The following is an 18316-nucleotide window of genomic DNA, read 5'->3' as shown; positions in this document are numbered from 1 at the left end:
AGAACGACGAGGCCTGCTTGCCTGCCAACCATCAATCAACTCCTGCTCTTCTAACAGAAGCCAAACAAAATGAAGCTTATTTTGGTTCCAGGTGACTAGATGGGCAGTTCGGTCGAGAATTTCAGCTCACGCAGCACGAAGCTCGACACCACCGTGCGCACATGCGGGTTACGCAGGAGGTAGCGGGTCATGAAGGCTTCATAGCTTTCCACGTCCTTTGCCCTAATCTTCAGCATGTAGTCGAAGGCGCCGGATAGCGCATAGCACTCCATGATCTCCGGCCGCTCCAACACCACGGAGGCGAAAGACGCTACCGCTTCTTCGTGGTGATCCTCCAGCGTCACATGCGCGATCACACAGAGCTTGAGGTCGAGTTTTCCGGGGTCGAGCAGTGTTACGCGCTTGCGTATGACGCCATCCGATTCCAGCTCCTGGATCTTCCGCCAGGCCGAACTCTGCGACATGCCAGCCCGTTCCGCCAGGTCTGCCAGCGAAAGGCTGCCATCGGCCTGGACCAGTTGCAGAAGCTTGCGGTGAAATTTCCCATTTTCTTTCATTCATGGCGCCATACACGAGAGAGTTTCTCATGATTATGACGAAAACTAACACGAAAGAAAAGAAAATCCGTCGAGTTCGGAGTATAATCGTAACATCACGCAAGTGCCTGGGAGGATCGGAATATGACCAAGGAAAGCAGCTACACCGCCAAACTTCCCGGCCCAGACGGTTTATACGCCTATACTTCCGAAGAAGATGCGATATGGGGCGAACTTTACGGACGCCAGATGAAGCTGCTGGCCAACATGGCCTGCCGTGAATATCTGGACGGCGTCAAGACCCTAGGCCTCAAGCCGGACAAGGTGCCTCAGCTTCGCGATGTCAACCGACGCCTGAACGAGACCACCGGCTTCGGGGTCGAAGGCGTGCCGGCGCTCATTCCGCCCTCGCGCTTTTACGAACTTCTGTCGCAAGGCAAGTTTCCGCTCGCAACTTTCCTTCGCCGTCGCGAGCATATCGACTATATCGAGGAGCCGGATCTGTTCCATGAAGTTTTCGGCCATTGCCCGCTGCTGACGAACCAGAGCTATGCGAATTTTGTGCGGCATTTCGGCGAAACCGCTGTTCGCCTCGGCAAGGGAAATTCCTGGCATTTGTTCCGCATCTTCTGGTTCACGGTCGAGTTCGGCCTGATCAACACGCCACAGGGCCGCCGCTGCTTCGGCGCCGGCATCGTCTCTTCGCCAAGCGAAACCAAGGCGGCCATGGAGGGTAAAGCCTGCGAATTCCGACCATTCGACCTGCTAAGTGTCCTGAGGACTCCCTATCGGATCGATATCGTACAACCGATCTATTATGTCATCGACGGCTTCGCGGACCTCGAAGCGATCGTTGACCAGGATATTGGGGGACTGATTGCGACCGCTAAGTCGCTGGGCGATTTCGCACCCACATTCGAGGCCAAGGCCTTATGAATGGCTGATTATCGGGCGCCTGCAGGAGCTGGGCTCCTGCCTCTCACTCGCCGGTCCTCCGTCCTTGATCGTTCTACAAGCACCCGGCCATAGCAACTCAACATTGCTGTAGCTGACTGCTTTATTATACTACCGATCAGTACTTTGACGGGACATAGAGTTCCGGCGGTAGAACTTTGCGCTCATAACTCGGATTGAACACACGCTCTGGCAGCGTGATTTCCTCATGTGGCACGTCTTCGTAGGGGATCTGGCTGAGCAGATGATCGATGCAATTGAGGCGCGCACGCTTCTTGTCGTTCCCCTCGACGATGTACCATGGCGCTTCGGGAATGTTGGTACGGGCGAATGTCTCTTCCTTGGCTTTGGTATAAGCCTCCCAGCGAACGCGCGACTGCAGATCCATGGGCGACAATTTCCACTGCTTCAATGGATCGTGGATGCGCATCAGGAAGCGCATTTGCTGTTCCTCATCCGTGATCGAGAACCAGTATTTCACCAAACGGATCCCGGAGCGTACCAACATGCGCTCGAATTCGGGCACGTCGTTGAAGAATTGTTCGACCTGGTCTTCGCTTGCAAAACCCATTACGCGCTCGACACCAGATCGATTGTACCAGGACCGGTCGAAGAGGACGATCTCACCGCCGGCAGGAAGGTGCGGGACGTAACGCTGGAAGTACCATTGCGTCTTTTCGCGATCTGAAGGAGCCGGCAGCGCCACCACACGGGCTACGCGTGGGTTGAGGCGCTGAGTAATGCGCTTGATGACGCCGCCCTTGCCCGCAGAATCACGGCCCTCGAAGATCACCACGATCTTTTCTTTGTGATAGACGGCCCAGTCCTGCAGCTTGATCAGCTCAGCTTGCAATGAAAGCAAGGCCCGAAAATAGTCGATGCGGGGAATCGAGGGCGGATGAACCTTTTGATAGATCTTGCGAATTTCCTCAGAAAGCGCCGGTTCGGAAAGCTCGAGCTCATAGTCCTCATCTAACGTATCGGCCAATTCCGCTTCCAGCCAATCGGGCTTCTCGGCCATATCTTTCGACGTCATCATCCGCTCCTATGCGCTTTGCATCCGCTGTGCGTCAGCCCGTGGTTGTCGGGCTGGTATGTTGTCACTTATTCCATATCCGCATGAAATAAATTTGAAACATTTCCCAAGCGTCAGTATCCGGGATTGCTGGCTTGCCAGTGGCCTTAGCGGCCAGAGCCCGCGCAAAGAAAAAATGTGCTGAGGATGTGAAGTCCCAGAGAGGATGAGGCCCGGCGACTAACCAGGCCTCGCACGTCCGGTTGTCAATTCTTGCGCGCAGATTGACTGTACCACTTGTCGAAGCCGATGGCGCCTAGGCGCGGGTTGTCCCCTTCTCTCGGGACCAGCGAGCCGTCATCCAGCTCCGTGCCGAAATAGAGCGCGTGCGGATCGGCAACGACCTTACGCGGATCGTTGGACGCCTTCAGGAACCGCGCGACGATGTCGGTGAAGGGCGCCCGTTCTGGCCCGGCGATGTAAACTATGCCGTTCGCAGGCGGTGCAAGCGCCACGTCCGCCATGGCATCGGCGACGTCATCCGACGCGATGGGCTGAAAATTGACGGCCGGCAGATGCACGGTTTCGCCGACCGTTGCCGACTGAGCGATGCCGGCCAAGAACTCGAAGAACTGTGTCGAGTGAACGATGGTATAGGGTATTCCGGAGCTTCTGATCAAATTCTCCTGCGCCATCTTGGCGCGCAAATAGCCGCTGCGCGGCAGGCGCTCCGTGCCTACGACCGAAAGCGCGATATGGTGCTTCACGCCGGCAGCCGCTTCCGCGGGAAGCAGGTTTCGGCCGGACGTCTCGAAGAACTCCAGAACCGCCTTGTCCTCGAAGGATGGCGAATTCGCGAGATCAAGGACAACCTCCGCTCCGGCAACAGCCCGCGCCACCCCTTCGCCGGTGATGGTATTGACCCCAGTGTTCGGGGAGGCGGCGATCACTTCGTGACCCCTCTTGCGCAGCCTCTCCGCCGTCTTTGAACCGATGAGGCCTGTGCCGCCAATAATAACGATTTTCATCTCTAATCTCCCAATTTACGGTTTGAAATCCGTAGCTCTGCAGTGGTCGTGAGCCAATGTTGCTGAGAATGCGCCAACCCGACGCGCGAGCCTATCGAACGGAAGGATTGGCCACATGATGCCAAGGTGTAGGTTGGCTATATCAGGCGATAGGCTATGCCGTTCGAACTGAGCCGACCATCGGGCGTCGGCTTGGTTCGCAGTGCGACGGCTGACCAGTGTTCGGTATCGGCTTTTGGTCGGAGCATCTGCGTAAGCGGAAACGCACCGGGCCAAGGAAATCATACTATTCCTCCGCCCCAAGAAGCTCGAACCTATACATTGGATCGAGCTGGCTGCTCACCGTGGCGAAGATTTCCCCGGCATCAGCTTCGCACTTCACCAAAAATGCTGCAACACCCGTTGTGCGACCGCACTTAGGATTTGGCGGAAATCGCACTCAGCTCTTCGAGATCGAGGTCTCGTTCCAACTCATCCAGCGTCTCGTCATCGATGTCGCCGGCGCGATGAAGCCGTATAAGTTCGCGGCGCCCGGTAGCGACCGCTGCCAGAACAACATCGAAATGAGCTTGGAGCATAGGCACATAATGCTCCGTGCGTTCGGCATAGTCGACGATCATCACAGCCCTGCGCTGATACCGCTCCAGCAATTGAGGATGGATGAGATTGCCCTGGCTGTCATAGGCGCGGCTTTGGACAGTTGCCAATTGCGCCTTGGCCATGGCGGCCTCAGCCTGGCTCATGGTAAGACGCGCCTTTTCCGACTCCGGCTCGGTCAGCGCCGCCCAGTCGATCACACGCCCCAGCGTCGTACCCTGGACCAACACGGTGCCAAGAATGACGGCAAATGACGTCACCAGGATGAAGTCGCGGCCGGGAAAGCCTTCTGGCAAGCTCAATGCGAGCGCCAGTGTGACGACGCCGCGAACCCCTGCCCAACTCAGCACAGTCGCGCCGGCGGCGCCGAGCGGCGTGTATCTGTTTAGCCCTAAAGCGTTGCAAAGTTTGATCACGCCGTCGGATCCGAATATCCAGGCGAAGCGCGCGACGGTGAGTGCAAGCAGGATCACAAGTATTGGCAGCCCCATTGTTGCGATCACCACGCCAAAGCCGCCGCCCCGTTCGACAACACCCCGCAGCGATAGTCCGATCAAAATGAAAACCGCGGCTTCCATCAGAAAAATGATCACAGTCCAGAACGACGTGCCGCGCATGCGTGTCGAGGCTGAAAGGACCGTATGTTGATGCCAGCTCAAAATCAGGCCCATGGTCACCGTAGCGATGACACCTGAAACATGGATTTGTTCGCCGAGTAGATAAGAGGCCCAAGATAACAGCGTTGTCGCAGCGATTATCAGATATTCATCGCGAAGCCGCCGTATGAACAGGACCCAGACAGTCCCGACGACGATGCCGACAAGGGCACCGCCCGCTGCCAAAAGCAAAAAGCTTCCTGCCACATCGACCGTGCTGAAAGCACCGGTGACGCCAGCAGCGACGGCGAAACGAAAGAGCACCAGGCCGCTGGCGTCGTTGAGCAGGCTTTCGCCTTCGAGCAAGATTTGCAGGCGCCGAGGCAACTTTACCCGTTGCAGAACGGCCCGGGCGGATATTGCGTCAGGCGGCGAAACGATAGCGCCGAGTGCCGCACAAGCGGCCCAGGGCAGCGATGGAAACAGGAGATGGGTCACCGCCCCCAAGACGGCACATGTGAAAAACACAGCGCCAATTGCCAGTGAGGCAATGCCGATCATATGACGGCGCAATGGACGAAGCGCAATCGACCAGGCACCGTCCATGAGTAGTGGCGGAAGGAAGATGACGAGCACTAAGCCGGGGTCGACCGCAATTGCGGGCAGGCCCGGTACGAAGGCGAGCATCGCGCCACCGGCAAGCAGCGCCACAGATGGCGGCAGCCCGAAGCTGTGTGCGGCATAATGCAGGGCGATGATCGCCACAAACATGCCGATAACCAACTCGAACAAATGTGTTGGGTCCATGCGTCCCTGCCCTGAAACTGCCTTTATGGCGATGAGTTTGTTACAAAATATTATGATGGCTTTTATTACAAAGCGCGTCGGGCCAAAACGCAATTGCTGAGGTGTAGCGATCGGGACGAACTCAACGGAAGTCGCCTGGCCGGCCATCTAAGGTTCGGGTCCGCTTCCCGAGTGGACTGTCTGATGTTCGGGTTTGCAAACAGCAAAGGCCCTCAGTCGTTCGATCGGTGAGAACGACACGATAGGGAGTACAGCTGCGACCCCTCCTGCCCGACGCACCTCCTGATGGCCGATGGCCGGCGCTTTAAGACCGACCACTTGTCCTGCAGCCGTTAGGCTTACCGTGACATCGCAATGCAGAAGTGCGGCCGTTGCTGCATTAGGCATCTGTTCCCGGGACGGGTTAGAAGATAGGGGCGGATTGCTTCGGCAGCGAAAATTGGAACTGGGCGCCGCCGCCCGGATGGTTCGACACGCGAATGCTCCCGCCATGCGCCATGACGATAGACTGGCACACGGCCAGTCCGATACCGACGCCATCGTCCTTCGTCGTGAAGAAGCAATCGAAGATGCGGTCGAGGTCACCATCAACGATCCCGCAGCCATTGTCGTGAATGGAGAATATGACCGTATTGCCATCCTCGCTGCTGGTGCTGAGATCGATCCGTCGCAATGAACCGTTCCTTTGCTCAATGGCCTGGATGCTGTTAACGAGCAGATTGACGATGACCTGCTGCAACTGGATCCGGTCTCCCAAGACCATGGGAAGATCGGCGGCAAGCCTCGCCGAAAGATAGATCGACCGAGCCTCGATGTCGTGGCGGACGAACAACAGCGCTTCGTCGACCACCGTGTTCAAGTCGAGCGGAAGCCTCTCCGGTTCTTGTTTCGCTGCCATCCCTCGAATGCGCTTGACGATATCGCTCGCGCGGCGAGCGCTCGATACCACGCGCGTCGTGAGCTCGCCGACCTTGACTAGATTCGGATTGTCGCGTGACAACCATCTAAGGCTGGTCTCGCCATTGGTCACGATCGCGGAAAGAGGCTGGTTGACCTCATGCGCGATCGACGTTACGAGTTCGCCGAGGATGGAGATTCGCGCTGCATGTGTGAATTCGGTTTCGAGCTGACGAAGCCGTCGCTCCGTTCGGAGCCGTTCGGTAATGTCCTCCAGGCTAATGAGTGTAACATCAAGCCGTTCCGGCGATGCCGGATAGGTCACCGACAGCCGCACGTCCAGGGTCTGGCCATCAAAAGTGCGAACCTTCATGACCTCTGAATAGCTGCGTTTTCCTTCGAAGCGTGCAACCAGAACTCTTCGCGCCGTCTCGGGAGATGCCGCAAACAGGAAGCTTGCGGGCCTGACGAGATCGGCGGGCACGGTTCCATTAAAGAGCGCCACCGCCTTCTGATTGGCGTCAGTTACACGAATGACATCTTTGGCCATGGCGATCAGTTCAGGATGATCGTCCAAATAGACGTTCAGATCGCTGACGCCTCCGGCTTTCAGTTCGGCGAACACCGGTTCCATGCGACGTGCATCGACCTGCAGCAAGGCAGTCGGCAGATGGTGGATCAATTTGCGATAGCGTTCTTCACTGGCGCGCAGATACGAGAATGAGCGATCGTCGTCGGTCGCACCGTTGACAGCAACAAACACTGTATCCCGGCGCTCAAGCGCCTCGGATCGCCAGGCGGTTACAGCCGCATCGCGCAGTACTCCGTCGGGCGCAACCTTGCGCATGCTGGTGACGGAGCGGTCCGTCGCCACGATCGCGATAAGCTCGGCAAGCACGCCACGGCCGACGCGTGGCCAGAAGGCGCCGACGGACTTGCCGATCATCCCGGCACGACCGGCATGAGCGCCTACGAGCTGCGCGGCCCGCTCGTTGACATTGACAATGCGCGTGCCTTTCAGAAGTTCATCTGTCCAATCTGGCTGCTGCGCCAAATCGGCGACCAGATCTCGGCTGACGAGGTCCCTCACCGCCTCGAGAAGCGGGCGGATGCGAGACGTGTCGAGTTCCCAGCTCGCAGCCGCAAGACGGGGCAGACCTGTGTCCGGGACAGCGGTCTGATCGAATTCTTGGTCGGCCTCTCGCCCGTACTCGACTATGTCGCGGGGTCGGCCTTCTGCGTCGCACCTCACGGTTTGCCTGACGGCCGCGGTGACCTTTCCTCCCAACGACGTGCATCGCTCGACCAGGCCTGCCCAGGTCCCTTCCCGCAGAAGCTTATGCCACTGCCTGACGTATAGCTCCGCGTTAGAGGATATTTCTGTAATGCTGCGTCCGACCGAGCCAATGGCTGGCCAGCCGTAGAGCCGTTCAGAAGCCGGGTTCCAGTATCGGATATTGCCGGCAAGGTCGAAGACCATCACGCTCTCCGGCGCTAAATCGGCGAGCTCTGTTTCTGCGCCCACGTTCCAGGAAGTATTGCCCTCGTCAGCCAGAGCGCGTCTTGCCGCCGTTTCAGCCATCGGGCCCATCCTCCCGTTCGTTCGATCCACCAAGCGGATTATTTGAACGCAGGGCCGAATTCAGATGCCGAAGAAGAACTTCGTCGGCAAATGGCTTGGTCAAATAAGCATATGCACCGCCTTCCAAGGCACGGGATCGAATGCCGGGGTCGGCATAAGATGTGACGACGATTACGGGCATGGTCGAACCCCGCTCTTTGAGGCGCTGCAAGAGATCCAGCCCACTGTTGCCGGGCAGACGCACATCGCTGATGAGGCAGCCGAAAGCCGAAGGTTCAGAGGCCGCCAAGAAAGGTTCAGTCCGATCGAAGGTGCGGCATGACAGGCCGAGAACCTGCAAGAGGTCGGAGAGGGCTTCTCGCATGGCGGCGTCGTCTTCAACGATCGCAATGACCGGCGACTCGAACAAGTAATTGGCCTTTGTTGCTGCCGCGGCTTCTCAGGCCGCCTTCCCAAGCTTTCATCGGCTCCGCCCCACATTGTAATCATACCAAGGTCTAGGGTTGATGCCTCTCGCGAATATCGTCCGGCAGGATGTCCCAGGCGCGGATGAGCTCCCCAACGGAAATGGTCCGCATCTTGCGCATCACATTGCTGCGATGAAGCTTGACAGTGATCTCGCTGATACCGAGGTCGTAAGCGATCTGCTTGTTGAGGCGGCCACGCGCGACTTCGCGCAGGACTTGCCGTTCGCGCGGCGTCAGCGACGTGAACCTCCCGATATGCTCCATGATGGTCTGGGCTTGTGCCCGCTGAGCTGCATCCCGTTCGATACCGGCTACCACCGCGTCGAGCAGGGTCTGGTCTCGGAAGGGCTTTGTGAGGAAATCGATGGCTCCGGCCTTCATCGCCTGCACTGTCATGGGAATATCTCCATAGCCAGTGAGGAAAATGATGGGCTTTGCGTTGCCTCTTGCGGCGAGCTGATACTGGAGATCGAGCCCGCTCAATCCGGGCATCCGGACGTCGACCACCAGGCAGCCGGGCCGCTCGGGAAGCTCCGAACACAGCAGTTCGCGCGGCGAGGCGAAACAGCAGGCGTCGAGGCCCACGGACAACATGAGCTCTTGAAGCGATCCCCGCACGTCATCGTCATCATCGACGATAAGTACGAGCGGACGATCTGTGTCGTGGGCAAGCGCGATCATGAGCTCGCCTGCACTGTCGGGAAGCCAGGAAATACGAAAGGCCTTACCGCGATCCTTCCACCGTTGCGGCTTCCGTTGGCTCCTATCCCCGCCTTCAAATCGGAAAATCCCGCGCCGGAGATGATGATTTCTCGTTTCATAGCCATACCCCCTTCTGCCCACCAGACGTGACAGTTTCAGCCGCCCGGCTGCGGCTGGAAAAGATTTCCTCTGTTAAGGCTCATCGGTCTCCGGCTGAAAAGACGGTTCGCGCCCTACCGGCTTGCCGGCCCGAGACCTGACCCGGCCATCAAGCCACTCGCGAACGCCGTTCGAAAAATCAGGCGGCGCCTTGCGGTCGAAGACGCCTGCCACATCCGCCAGAGTCTGACTGGCCAAGGAATCACGCATCGCCTTCTCCGCACGCAGCATCACCGCATGGATTGCGCACGTACCGGTCGTCGCCCAACCGGGCGGCCGGTCACCGAATACGGCGCAACGACCACGAATCTCCTGACAATCGAATAGCGGCTTTTCGCCCTCGATCGCATCGACGACGTCCAGAACGGTGATATCCTCGGGCTCTCTGGCGAACAGATATCCGCCACGCACCCCTTCCGATGCGCGTACGATCCCTGCCTTCTCAAGCTTCGGGAAAATCTTCGCCACGAAACTTGGAGAGATGCCCTGGAAGTCGGCCAAGTCGCGACTGCTCACCGGCGCAGCCGAGCCCGCCAACCACAGCAAACAATGCAATCCATATTCCACGCTTGCGGTCAAATGCGCCATAACGCGGACCATATCAATCCGCGTTATGGCGCGCAAGCCAAAACTCAGATCATCTTTATCCGTGTTATTGAAATCACCGCCCGATGAAGAGGCCGCCGAAAGACCTATAGGCTCTGTTGCAGTCGCGAACTCCGGCGATCGCAAGCCACGTCAACGCCGTAAGCGTCGATGCCCCTCAACCTTCTCGTCAACTTCGGTCATTGATCGTCGTCCGTCGTCGAGGTCCAGACTGTGCGGACGAGCAAGGCGATCAGGTAGAATGAGACAAAAAGGACAACCGCCGCGCCCACATAGTGAACGTTCTCCATTAGCTTGCGATGGTGCCTCTCGAGCAGCTCGAGCATATTGTAGGCGATGATCACGAATACGGTAAGCAGAGCAGCCAGCAGGAACGGCCAACTCTTCTTGATGAACGCTACGGTCGTTCGCAACATGCGAAACTCTCTGAAGAAGATGGGATCATGCTTTTGCAATCCATCGGTTCACTTGTTGGTGGGGGTTGGGCGGGCGCAGACTGGACCTCTGCCTAAGGTTGGGCGGTGCGATGCTCATTTCGGGCAGCATCCCAAACCTCACGTGCGGCATCAGCATTCATTGCGGCGATGGCCAGACCGACAAGAAGATCAGGCCAGGCCGAATGCCAGAGGAAAGCGGTGATCAGACCTGCGGCGATAACGGCGATATTTGCCAATACGTCGTTGCGCGCAGAAAGAAACGCAGCACGGGTCAAGCTACCGCGGTGGTGACGGTAGCGAGTGAGCATCAACGCGCAAGTAAGGTTGACGAGGAGCGCACCGAGGCCAGTCAGCGAAAGAGGTAGAGGATCCGGTGCTACAGGAACCATGAACTTCTGCCATGCGGTCCAGATGGTAGCGATACCGGGCGCAAGTAGGATAATAGCCAGCATCATGCCGACGCGAGCACGATTGCGTGCGCTCCAGCCAAGGGCGATGGCGATCAACAGATTGACGGAGGCGTCTTCGAGGAAGTCGATACTGTCAGCGAACAGGGACACAGACCCGATCGAAAGAGCAACCAGGAACTCAATGCCGAAATAGCCGAGATTAAGAAGCGCCACCTGCGTCACAACCCGCTTCAGCCCCTCACCCATGAACACGGTCATCGCCAGTCCTACTCCTCCGCTGGCTTCGAGGCGCTGGCGCGTGTTTCCTCATGCGCCTCGAACACTTGCTTGGCGAAGGTGTCGAGCAGGGTCTCGCAGGCTCTCAACCGCTCCTGTGCGTCAGCTGCCAGCGAAGCGCCGTAGAAGTCGAGCTTTGCGATCTTTTCGAACCAGTCTTGAAGCTTTTTCAAGTCGGCATCGTTCTCCTCGAGCTCCGCATAAGAAAACTTGCCCACCGCCGTCTCCTTGGCGATCTCCTTTTCGAAGTCGCCGCAGCGTTCAAGAAACTCGTGATAATGCTCGTCCCGATCCGCCTTGAAGCGGGCGATCACCTTTTCCTGCTGGCTGGGATCGATCGCGGCGGTCTCCAGAATGACGGCCTCCCCGCTCATTTCCATAATATCGTTCTCAAGCATCTTGAAGCGGCGGACGTGCTCATCCGTTTTGGGGAGCATGCAAACGCCGTTCTGGACGTAAACAGCGCCTAGACCCTTGATTTTGCGCCAAAGGGCCACCCGCTTGGTCGCGGGATCGGATGGTACCTTATAAGTCAGAAGCAACCATGATATCTCGGTCATGGTTTGTGCCGTACTGTAACGACCGTTTCATGTCAATCATTACAGAGGTAGGGACAAACCTATACCGACTTCTAAGCGAGCGGTTTCTTCTTCAGCAGCAACATCGCGCGCTACGAGTAAACGCCGCGCGGAAACAATGAGCCTCAAAGGTGCGACCGTCATAGAGAATAAGAGGCTGGATCAGGTCGGCGCAGCTTGGCGACGCGTGCCGCGTTAATCGGACGTCGGAGAGATGACGAATGCCGGGGGGGTTCGGTTTTGTCAGACGAAACCGGTAGTCCCCGCCCGGGCTGATCGGCTCTGCTTTGCTTACTTCCGTGATGTCACCGGCGCTTCATAGCGCGGCCGCGGATTGCCAGCGAAACGATGGGCACCTGTGTGACTGAGCCTGCTGCCCGTGTCGAGCCAAATCTCTCCGCCGAGCGCTCGCCAGCGATGGCAAAAGGCAAAGTCCTCGCTGAGATAGATGCCGGTCTCTTCTTCGATGAGGCTTTCAAAAAGCGCATATTGCGTAGCCGGCGAGCGTTTGGTGCCGGGATAGGCGTGGATCGCGCCGTAGCGCAGGTCGGGATAGGCCGCGATCATCTTTTCGATGACAACGCGCTTGATCAGAAGCATGCCTGTGCCGGCATAAATCGCCGTGACGAAATCTCCGTCCCATTCGGCACTCGGACCGGCAAGCGGCGTCCCTACATAGTGTAGTGCTGCTTCCGCCAGTGTTTCAGCGTTCCGTGAGGGTGCCTTGGCGGCATTGTCCCAATCGTAGTCTTTGATGGGATACATGGCGGCAGCCACATCCTTGTCGGCATCCAGCAGCCGCATAACTTGCTCTGGCTCGAAGCTGATGTCGGCGTCGATAAACAGCATATGTGTCGCAGCCGTATCATTCAGAAAGTGCGAGACGAGGGTGTTGCGGCTGCGGGTGATCAGCGCATCATTGCCGAGCAATGCCAGGGTCAATTGCACACCGGACTGCGCACCGACCTGCATCAGGGAAATGATGGATTGCATATAATCCTTGGCGACCATGCCGCCGAAACAAGGGGTGGCTATGAAGACAAGCCGGTTTTCAGTCATTCACCAGATATCCCTTTTTCGCCGTACGCGCCTTGGCAGAATCTAGGAAGATTCGATGTTTCTGTGTGTGCCGAATTATTGAAATTTGTTTCTGGCGACCTCGCTTTTTGATCGACAACGACGGGCCGCGTGATGGAGCTGGAAACGAGCGTGTCGTCGCGGATCCTATAAGGTTCGCGCAAGTTTGTCTGTGCAGGCTTTAACCGTTGGGGACTACCAGATCGACATTCCGGTGACTGCCGATGACATCATGGCGGCGATAGTCGTCATGGCCAATCTTTTATCTGTTTTCGGGCTGCGCATTCGCGCGAGCGAGGACCCTAAACGAGCTTGGCCTCCAGCATTCGGTATTCGTCGGCATTGATCTCGAAAGATGCTCTGCCGCGTTCATCGAACGCGGCATGGCGGCAAGAGTTGCATCAGTAAGCGTAAAAACCGGAGTCCATGTCAACGCTCGCATCTGGAGGCCCCCTTGACGAGCATTACATCCGTCTTATCAAATAGTTATTATCAGTATCAAAAATCTGGCTCGACAATATCGTCCTCATCGGACAATTCCGTGTCATCCATTCTGGGCAGCAGTTCGTCCGGCAAAAGCTCATCGTCCTCTTCGTCTTCTTCAACGGACGATCAGTCCTTAATATCGGCGGCCGAGCAGCTCGCCGCGCAGCTCATGAACATCATGCTCAATCTGCAGGCCGGCGCTTCCGGCAACAATTCCTCCTCGGACTCAGATGACGTCTCAGAGAGCACATCGGCTGCTCAACAGTCTTCTGGTAACGTCAGTCAGGACGGTGGCCAGCGCAACATGATCGCTGCGATGGATACAAATAACGATGGTAGTATCAGCGAACAGGAATTCGTTGCCGCAAGACCTTCTGACGTCAGCGAAGATCAGGCTGCTAAGTTGTTTGAAAGTTTTGATACCAAAAACTCCGGATCGTTGACGGAAGACCAGTTGGCAAGCGCGATGCAGTCCGATGGACCGCCGCCAGCACCGCCTGCTGGAGCATCGCCGAGCGACGAGCAGATCTCCAGCATGTTCGTCGCAATGGATACGAATGGTGACGGCAGTGTCAGCCAGGCGGAATTCGTCGCCGCACGTCCATCCGACGTCAGCGAGGAGCAAGCGACAACTCTGTTCAAGAGTCTGGACACGACAAGTTCAGGTTCGCTCACGAAGAGCCAGCTTGAAACCTCGATGCAGACACAGCCGCCGCAGCTTCCGGATTTCGGTTCGCTATTCGCCTCCAATTATCAGGATGACACGACGAGCGAACTGCTTTCCGTCTAATCAAAAATGACGAATGCAGTTCACATTCAATAATTTCCATGGGTCGGCAACTTGAGCAACAGAGGTTGGGCCCTTGCGCCCAAGTATGCCGGCCTTTTTCATAAGCGATCCGGCGACGCGATGTTGAATTGAAAGACCTCGCGCGCGATGAAGGTGGCAGTTGGCGCTCCATGGAGCGACAAACCGTTTTTCGCTGACTAGATGAAAAAGTCGCGGTGAAAGGGCGTCCGAGTATGGTATGTGGGGTTACCGGACGTGTTGGCGATCGCCAATACGATGCACGTAACAGAACAGCCGCAAGCTTCGCTGGTATCCTACGGTAACTTACCAGCTATCAACCGTATTTTACTACGATGTTCAGTTTGCCTGTTCTATTATTCGCTAAACAAGCGGAGGGTAACGTTATGGCTGAAGAAGAGAAATCAGAACCTCGTCCTTCGGTGATCAGCGCGGACGAATTGCGCAAGCGAGCACTTGAGTTGCAGCTCGTTGAGATGCAACGTGACGAAAAGATCAGAGCACGTGAAGCCGAAAAACATGCCGAGTTTATCGATGACTTCTTTCGAAAACATATTGGCGACAAAGAGCGGGACATGATCCGCCGGGTGGTCATGAAGGCTGTGGCAGATGGGAAAGTCGAGGCACTTATCTATAGCTTTCCATCCGATTTTTGTACCGACAGTGGCCGCGCCATCAACAGCCATCGCTCCGACTGGCCTTCGACCCTCCAAGGAAAAGCCAAGGAATTATACGATCTTTTCGAAGAGGTGGCCCGTCCCCAAGGATACGGACTTACCGCGGCAGTGATCAATTTCCCTGGTGGAGTACCCGGCGACATTGGCTTTTTCCTGAATTGGGAAGCCCCCGTCGTTTGATATCTGCCGGAGTGTTGACACGCAGGCAGAGCAGGCGCTTGAAGTTATCGGTTTGTTCGGTTGGCTCGAAAGACCGGAATTCGCGGCAATTTCAGCCGCTCCGCTCTGAAGGCCGGTAGCCTGCGAGATCGCGACAATTCGTCAGGAAGAGAGACCGAGCTGGTATTTCTTGTCAGCGATGACGAGAATTGCCGTCTCTCGGATACGCCCTATTCCAACCGATCCTTGCGGCGACGCCAAAGAAGACATTGATCCGGTCCCCGCCTACCCAAGGTCAACGAGGCTGTGGCTCTTGATGATGTAGTCGACCTCACTCGCCAATGGACCAGTTGTGGTCCGGATTGAATTCCTTGATGGATTCGGCGATTTTGGCGGTATTCTCGCCCAGGTCTCGTTGGTAAACCACGCTCTGATCGCTGATCATGAACGTCTGTACGCCGGTTTCGCGATATTTGACGGGCCAGGCAATGAGCGCAAAGCCATCGGTCATGTGGCCGTTGACCACATAGCTGTGCCGACCACCCAAGACATTCGGGCCTTGGCCGGTGAGGATGCGGAACCTGTAACCGAAATAGCCTTCGCCCTTGAGCGCTTTTCCGAACGCTGCACTTTCGATCAAGTCGGCAGCAGGACTTGCGTCGTCTTCGGTCTCGGCTGGCCAGTAGAGCCCGTTTCTTTTGCCTTTGTCGCTGATCAATACCTGGGCATATTCATGTATGCCATCCCCATTTCTAGGTTCGCTGGCGTAAACATGCTGGGCTAGGACATAATCGTGCATCGTCTGAATGGTTTGCAGCTCGTTTTCACCGATGCGCCGATCGAGGATCTCTTCGAGTCCGGCTTGCGTATCGAAAGCCCATTTCCCGTCCTCCCGTTTGACCAAGGGAAACGGCAGCGGCCACAATTTGTCTCCAACGGCAAGGATCTTGCGGTCCGAAATATCTTGAACGGTTACCTGCTTTGCCGCACCTTCCTTGATTTGGCCGAATGCAGCAACAGCTTCCTCGCTGGCCTTCAATTTTGTGCCGTCAAGCCCCAGCAGCTGCGCCAGGCCATCGACATCATTGGAAGCCATGACCGCCTTGAAGCGATCGATGGCCTGCGATGGCTGATCGAATTCAGGCGACTTGGTGCCCGAAGCGAAGCTCTCGAGCCTTTGCCGGTCCTGTGCCATTCCGGTGTGCCCGCTCGACAGGGCCAGCACCGAGGCCCCGATGATCAATGCGGCCAGCTGCATTCCGCGCGTTGTTCTCATTGCACTGCCTCCCGGGAAAATATCGCCTGCCTATCTTCTGCCGCCTCTACCGCCGCCGCCTCTGCCGCCACCGCCGCCCCTCGGCACGGGACGATGTCCGCCGCCACCACGGTGCATTGATGGTCTGGGACCACCGCCACCCCGACTTGCTGATGCTCTTGGGGCTGATCGAGGTGATCCTCCCATGCTCTGACGGCCACGCTGTGACGCCATATTCTCCCGGCGGCCCGACGACACATTGCCGAGCGCCGAAGGCTGGCGGCCTCTGTTGTCAGGCCTGGAGGCCAATTTCTGCTTGTTTTGACGGGCTGCGTTTCCTGCGCCCTGACCGCGGTTTACGCCTGACGGCGTCTGACGAGCCGCCGGCCGGTCGGCTACGTTCGCCGGCCTTTGTTGCGGTCTTTGCTTCAGGCCTTCCATCGTATCTCTGCGCACGTCCGCCGCGCGGTTGACACGATCGGCCGCCGGACCGGTCCGTTGCCGATTTATATCCTGAGCTCGGTTGCGCAAGTCATTGCGGCTATCGGACTGAAGATTGTTTCTGATTGCGGACCTGTCCATATTCGCGAGCTGTTGCCTGTCGATATTCAGCTTGCTGCGATCCACATTCTTCCAGTCGATATCGTTCCATTTGACCTTGCCGTTGAAATTCCTGTTGTTGAAACAGTTGTTGCAGTCAACATCGACGTCTCCGCGCCAGTTGCCGCCCCATACTCCCCAATTATCCCAGTTGACGGCCGCAGCCCATGCCACGCCGGTCACCGCCGCGGCGAAGAAGGCTGCTCCGGGATAGTAATAGTTTGGGTAAGGCTCGGAATAATAGGTGACGGGCTGCGGTGCATAGCCGGATTGATAAAGCATCTCCGGCGGATACTGCGGAACGTAGATCTTCTCGGGATCGGTCGGCTGAATGATGACGTTGTCGTTTTGCGTCACCACAGTGATCTTTTCATCGGTCTTGATGATGCCTTTGGCGACGGCCTCGTCGCGCAACTGCTGGATAGCGACCAGCACATCCTTCTGTTGGTTCGTCAGGGCACTGCCGAATGCCTGCGTCCATTCCAAGTCGTCGCTCATCATCTTGACGACTTCCGGATAGTTCAGCAGCGAGATGACACTGCCGTCCCAATCACTCTTTGGTTTGAGATCCGCATTTTTCTTCTTCGCCTCCAGGAAACGAGCTGCTTCGACGAGTTGAAGCGGGAAAAGCGACGCTGCGGAGATGGCCGCCACCAAATCGTCCGGATAGAGCGCGATGCGGGCGACAAGGACTTCCAACTCGTCGTCTGAAAGTTGCGCCGGCGCTTCTTGATCCGCTTGAGCCGCCGGCGGATTGTTTGCGGGTGGTGTTTGCGAATAGGCTGGACGCTGTTCCTGCATGACAAGGAATGACACGACCGATAGGCCGATAACAAGCTTTTGCACTTTCATTCCCATATTAATGCCTCCCCCATAGCGATTGAGCTCAAACGCCGATTGCGGCCACAACAATAATGGCTTGATGGAGCTCTCTTTGGACCTCGCATCGCTTTCAGATCTGCATCGGCTGCTTGCGGAGAAACAGGTCCCAAACCGCTATAAAAGCCGCTTGCCATATCCAATTGGCTTGCATGCGACCGCATCGCAGTTCCCGCCAGACACATCGGCTCAACCCTGCCGATGGCAATGATCATATTATATCCGGTTGTATATTGAATGTATCATACACGAAGTTACGGCAGTACCGTTCAGCAGGCGAATACGTGGCCATCGCCGAGGACATGCAACGCAATCGGGTGCTCGGCGCTCATTCGTCGCCTGATCGAATGGTTCCATTTCGTAGAGAGCCGAACTGGTACTATCGCACGAAGCCAGACGAACAACATGTCGGGTCCCCGGAGCAGGCCCTGGGACGGTATTCGCAGCCGTCAATTGGCGTGCAAACCTGCTCGCCCGCGCAACAGCCACCAGCCAATATTAGCCGGATGCCGATTTCGATGCACGTCGGGCTTTTATGCTGTCAACCAACCGGTAGCAACGGCTTACCTTCCTACTTGCCGTCACCAACGTAAGCGTTTTCCTTTGCAGACGGAGTTTCCTCCCGGTCGACCTTCTCTATCTCTTTCATCGCATGCGAACGGAAACGAAAGATCGTCCTCGCGGCGCTGCTGCCTCTTCAGTTAGGAGCAAGAATGCTCTTCGATGGT

At 57.0% G+C, this 18316-nt stretch carries 17 protein-coding genes; 3 read left to right on the top strand and 14 right to left on the bottom strand.

Translation table 11 applies throughout. The features are described from left to right. Positions 1-95: 95 nt before the first annotated feature. Positions 96-557, bottom strand: a complete 462-nt coding sequence (locus PY650_RS27085) for an Lrp/AsnC family transcriptional regulator (protein ID WP_285882685.1) — start codon at positions 555-557, stop codon at positions 96-98. A gap of 123 nt (positions 558-680) precedes the next feature. Between PY650_RS27085 and PY650_RS27080 the strand changes: the two genes are divergently transcribed. Beyond that, positions 681-1472: a phenylalanine 4-monooxygenase gene (locus tag PY650_RS27080; RefSeq protein ID WP_285882684.1), complete on the top strand. Its 792-nt coding sequence runs from the start codon at positions 681-683 to the stop codon at positions 1470-1472. A 136-nt stretch (positions 1473-1608) separates the two neighbouring features. Here the strand turns inward: PY650_RS27080 and ppk2 are convergent, their stop codons facing one another. The 11 genes from ppk2 to PY650_RS27025 form a co-directional block, all read right to left on the bottom strand. Next, positions 1609-2529, bottom strand: coding sequence for a polyphosphate kinase 2 (gene ppk2, locus PY650_RS27075; RefSeq protein ID WP_285882683.1), 921 nt, complete (start codon positions 2527-2529; stop codon positions 1609-1611). A 242-nt stretch (positions 2530-2771) separates the two neighbouring features. Next, a complete protein-coding gene (locus PY650_RS27070; RefSeq protein ID WP_285882682.1) occupies positions 2772-3533 on the bottom strand; it encodes an SDR family oxidoreductase in 762 nt (253 codons plus the stop codon). Between the two features lie 416 nt (positions 3534-3949). Beyond that, a complete protein-coding gene (locus PY650_RS27065; RefSeq protein ID WP_285882681.1) occupies positions 3950-5533 on the bottom strand; it encodes a Na+/H+ antiporter in 1584 nt (527 codons plus the stop codon). Between the two features lie 403 nt (positions 5534-5936). Then, positions 5937-8012 (bottom strand): ATP-binding protein, encoded by a 2076-nt coding sequence (locus tag PY650_RS27060; protein ID WP_285882680.1) that lies wholly within the window; start codon positions 8010-8012, stop codon positions 5937-5939. Next, positions 8005-8421: a response regulator transcription factor gene (locus PY650_RS27055; RefSeq protein WP_285882679.1), complete on the bottom strand. Its 417-nt coding sequence runs from the start codon at positions 8419-8421 to the stop codon at positions 8005-8007. Before PY650_RS27055 ends, PY650_RS27060 begins: the two co-directional genes overlap by 8 nt. An 88-nt stretch (positions 8422-8509) precedes the next feature. After that, a complete protein-coding gene (locus tag PY650_RS27050) occupies positions 8510-9160 on the bottom strand; it encodes a response regulator transcription factor (RefSeq protein WP_285882678.1) in 651 nt (216 codons plus the stop codon). Between the two features lie 213 nt (positions 9161-9373). After that, complete coding sequence (locus PY650_RS27045; protein ID WP_285882677.1) at positions 9374-9928, bottom strand: RrF2 family transcriptional regulator; 555 nt, start codon at positions 9926-9928, stop codon at positions 9374-9376. Between the two features lie 197 nt (positions 9929-10125). Beyond that, positions 10126-10362 (bottom strand): hypothetical protein, encoded by a 237-nt coding sequence (locus PY650_RS27040; protein ID WP_285882676.1) that lies wholly within the window; start codon positions 10360-10362, stop codon positions 10126-10128. A gap of 92 nt (positions 10363-10454) precedes the next feature. After that, positions 10455-11051: a cation efflux transmembrane domain-containing protein gene (locus tag PY650_RS27035; protein WP_285882675.1), complete on the bottom strand. Its 597-nt coding sequence runs from the start codon at positions 11049-11051 to the stop codon at positions 10455-10457. 8 nt (positions 11052-11059) lie between these two features. Beyond that, positions 11060-11629: a Chromate resistance protein ChrB gene (locus PY650_RS27030; protein ID WP_285882674.1), complete on the bottom strand. Its 570-nt coding sequence runs from the start codon at positions 11627-11629 to the stop codon at positions 11060-11062. Positions 11630-11938: 309 nt separating this feature from the next. Further along, on the bottom strand, positions 11939-12706 hold the full coding sequence (locus PY650_RS27025) for a hypothetical protein (protein WP_285882673.1): 768 nt from the start codon (positions 12704-12706) through the stop codon (positions 11939-11941). 472 nt (positions 12707-13178) lie between these two features. Here PY650_RS27025 and PY650_RS27020 point away from each other — a divergent pair, with 472 nt between their 5' ends. Both PY650_RS27020 and PY650_RS27015 read left to right on the top strand, forming a co-directional pair. Continuing rightward, the gene (locus PY650_RS27020) at positions 13179-14000 is read left to right on the top strand and encodes an EF-hand domain-containing protein (protein ID WP_285882672.1); all 822 of its coding nucleotides are present in this window, start codon (positions 13179-13181) and stop codon (positions 13998-14000) included. 404 nt (positions 14001-14404) lie between these two features. Beyond that, positions 14405-14875 carry a hypothetical protein gene (locus PY650_RS27015; RefSeq protein WP_285882671.1) on the top strand — a complete coding sequence of 157 codons (471 nt, stop codon included), beginning with the start codon at positions 14405-14407 and terminating at the stop codon, positions 14873-14875. A gap of 310 nt (positions 14876-15185) precedes the next feature. On the opposite strand, the gene PY650_RS27010 is transcribed toward PY650_RS27015, so the two are convergent. Together PY650_RS27010 and PY650_RS27005 are read right to left on the bottom strand one after the other, a co-directional pair. Next, positions 15186-16130, bottom strand: a complete 945-nt coding sequence (locus PY650_RS27010; protein ID WP_285882670.1) for a DUF2950 family protein — start codon at positions 16128-16130, stop codon at positions 15186-15188. Positions 16131-16160: 30 nt separating this feature from the next. Continuing rightward, positions 16161-17561 (bottom strand): DUF3300 domain-containing protein, encoded by a 1401-nt coding sequence (locus tag PY650_RS27005; RefSeq protein WP_285882688.1) that lies wholly within the window; start codon positions 17559-17561, stop codon positions 16161-16163. Positions 17562-18316: the final 755 nt, after the last annotated feature.

Origin of the sequence: Martinezella calliandrae (genome assembly GCF_030272695.1) — a bacterium.
Classification (GTDB): domain Bacteria; phylum Pseudomonadota; class Alphaproteobacteria; order Rhizobiales; family Rhizobiaceae; genus Rhizobium; species Rhizobium calliandrae.
This window is presented reverse-complemented; position numbering and strand designations above follow the sequence as displayed.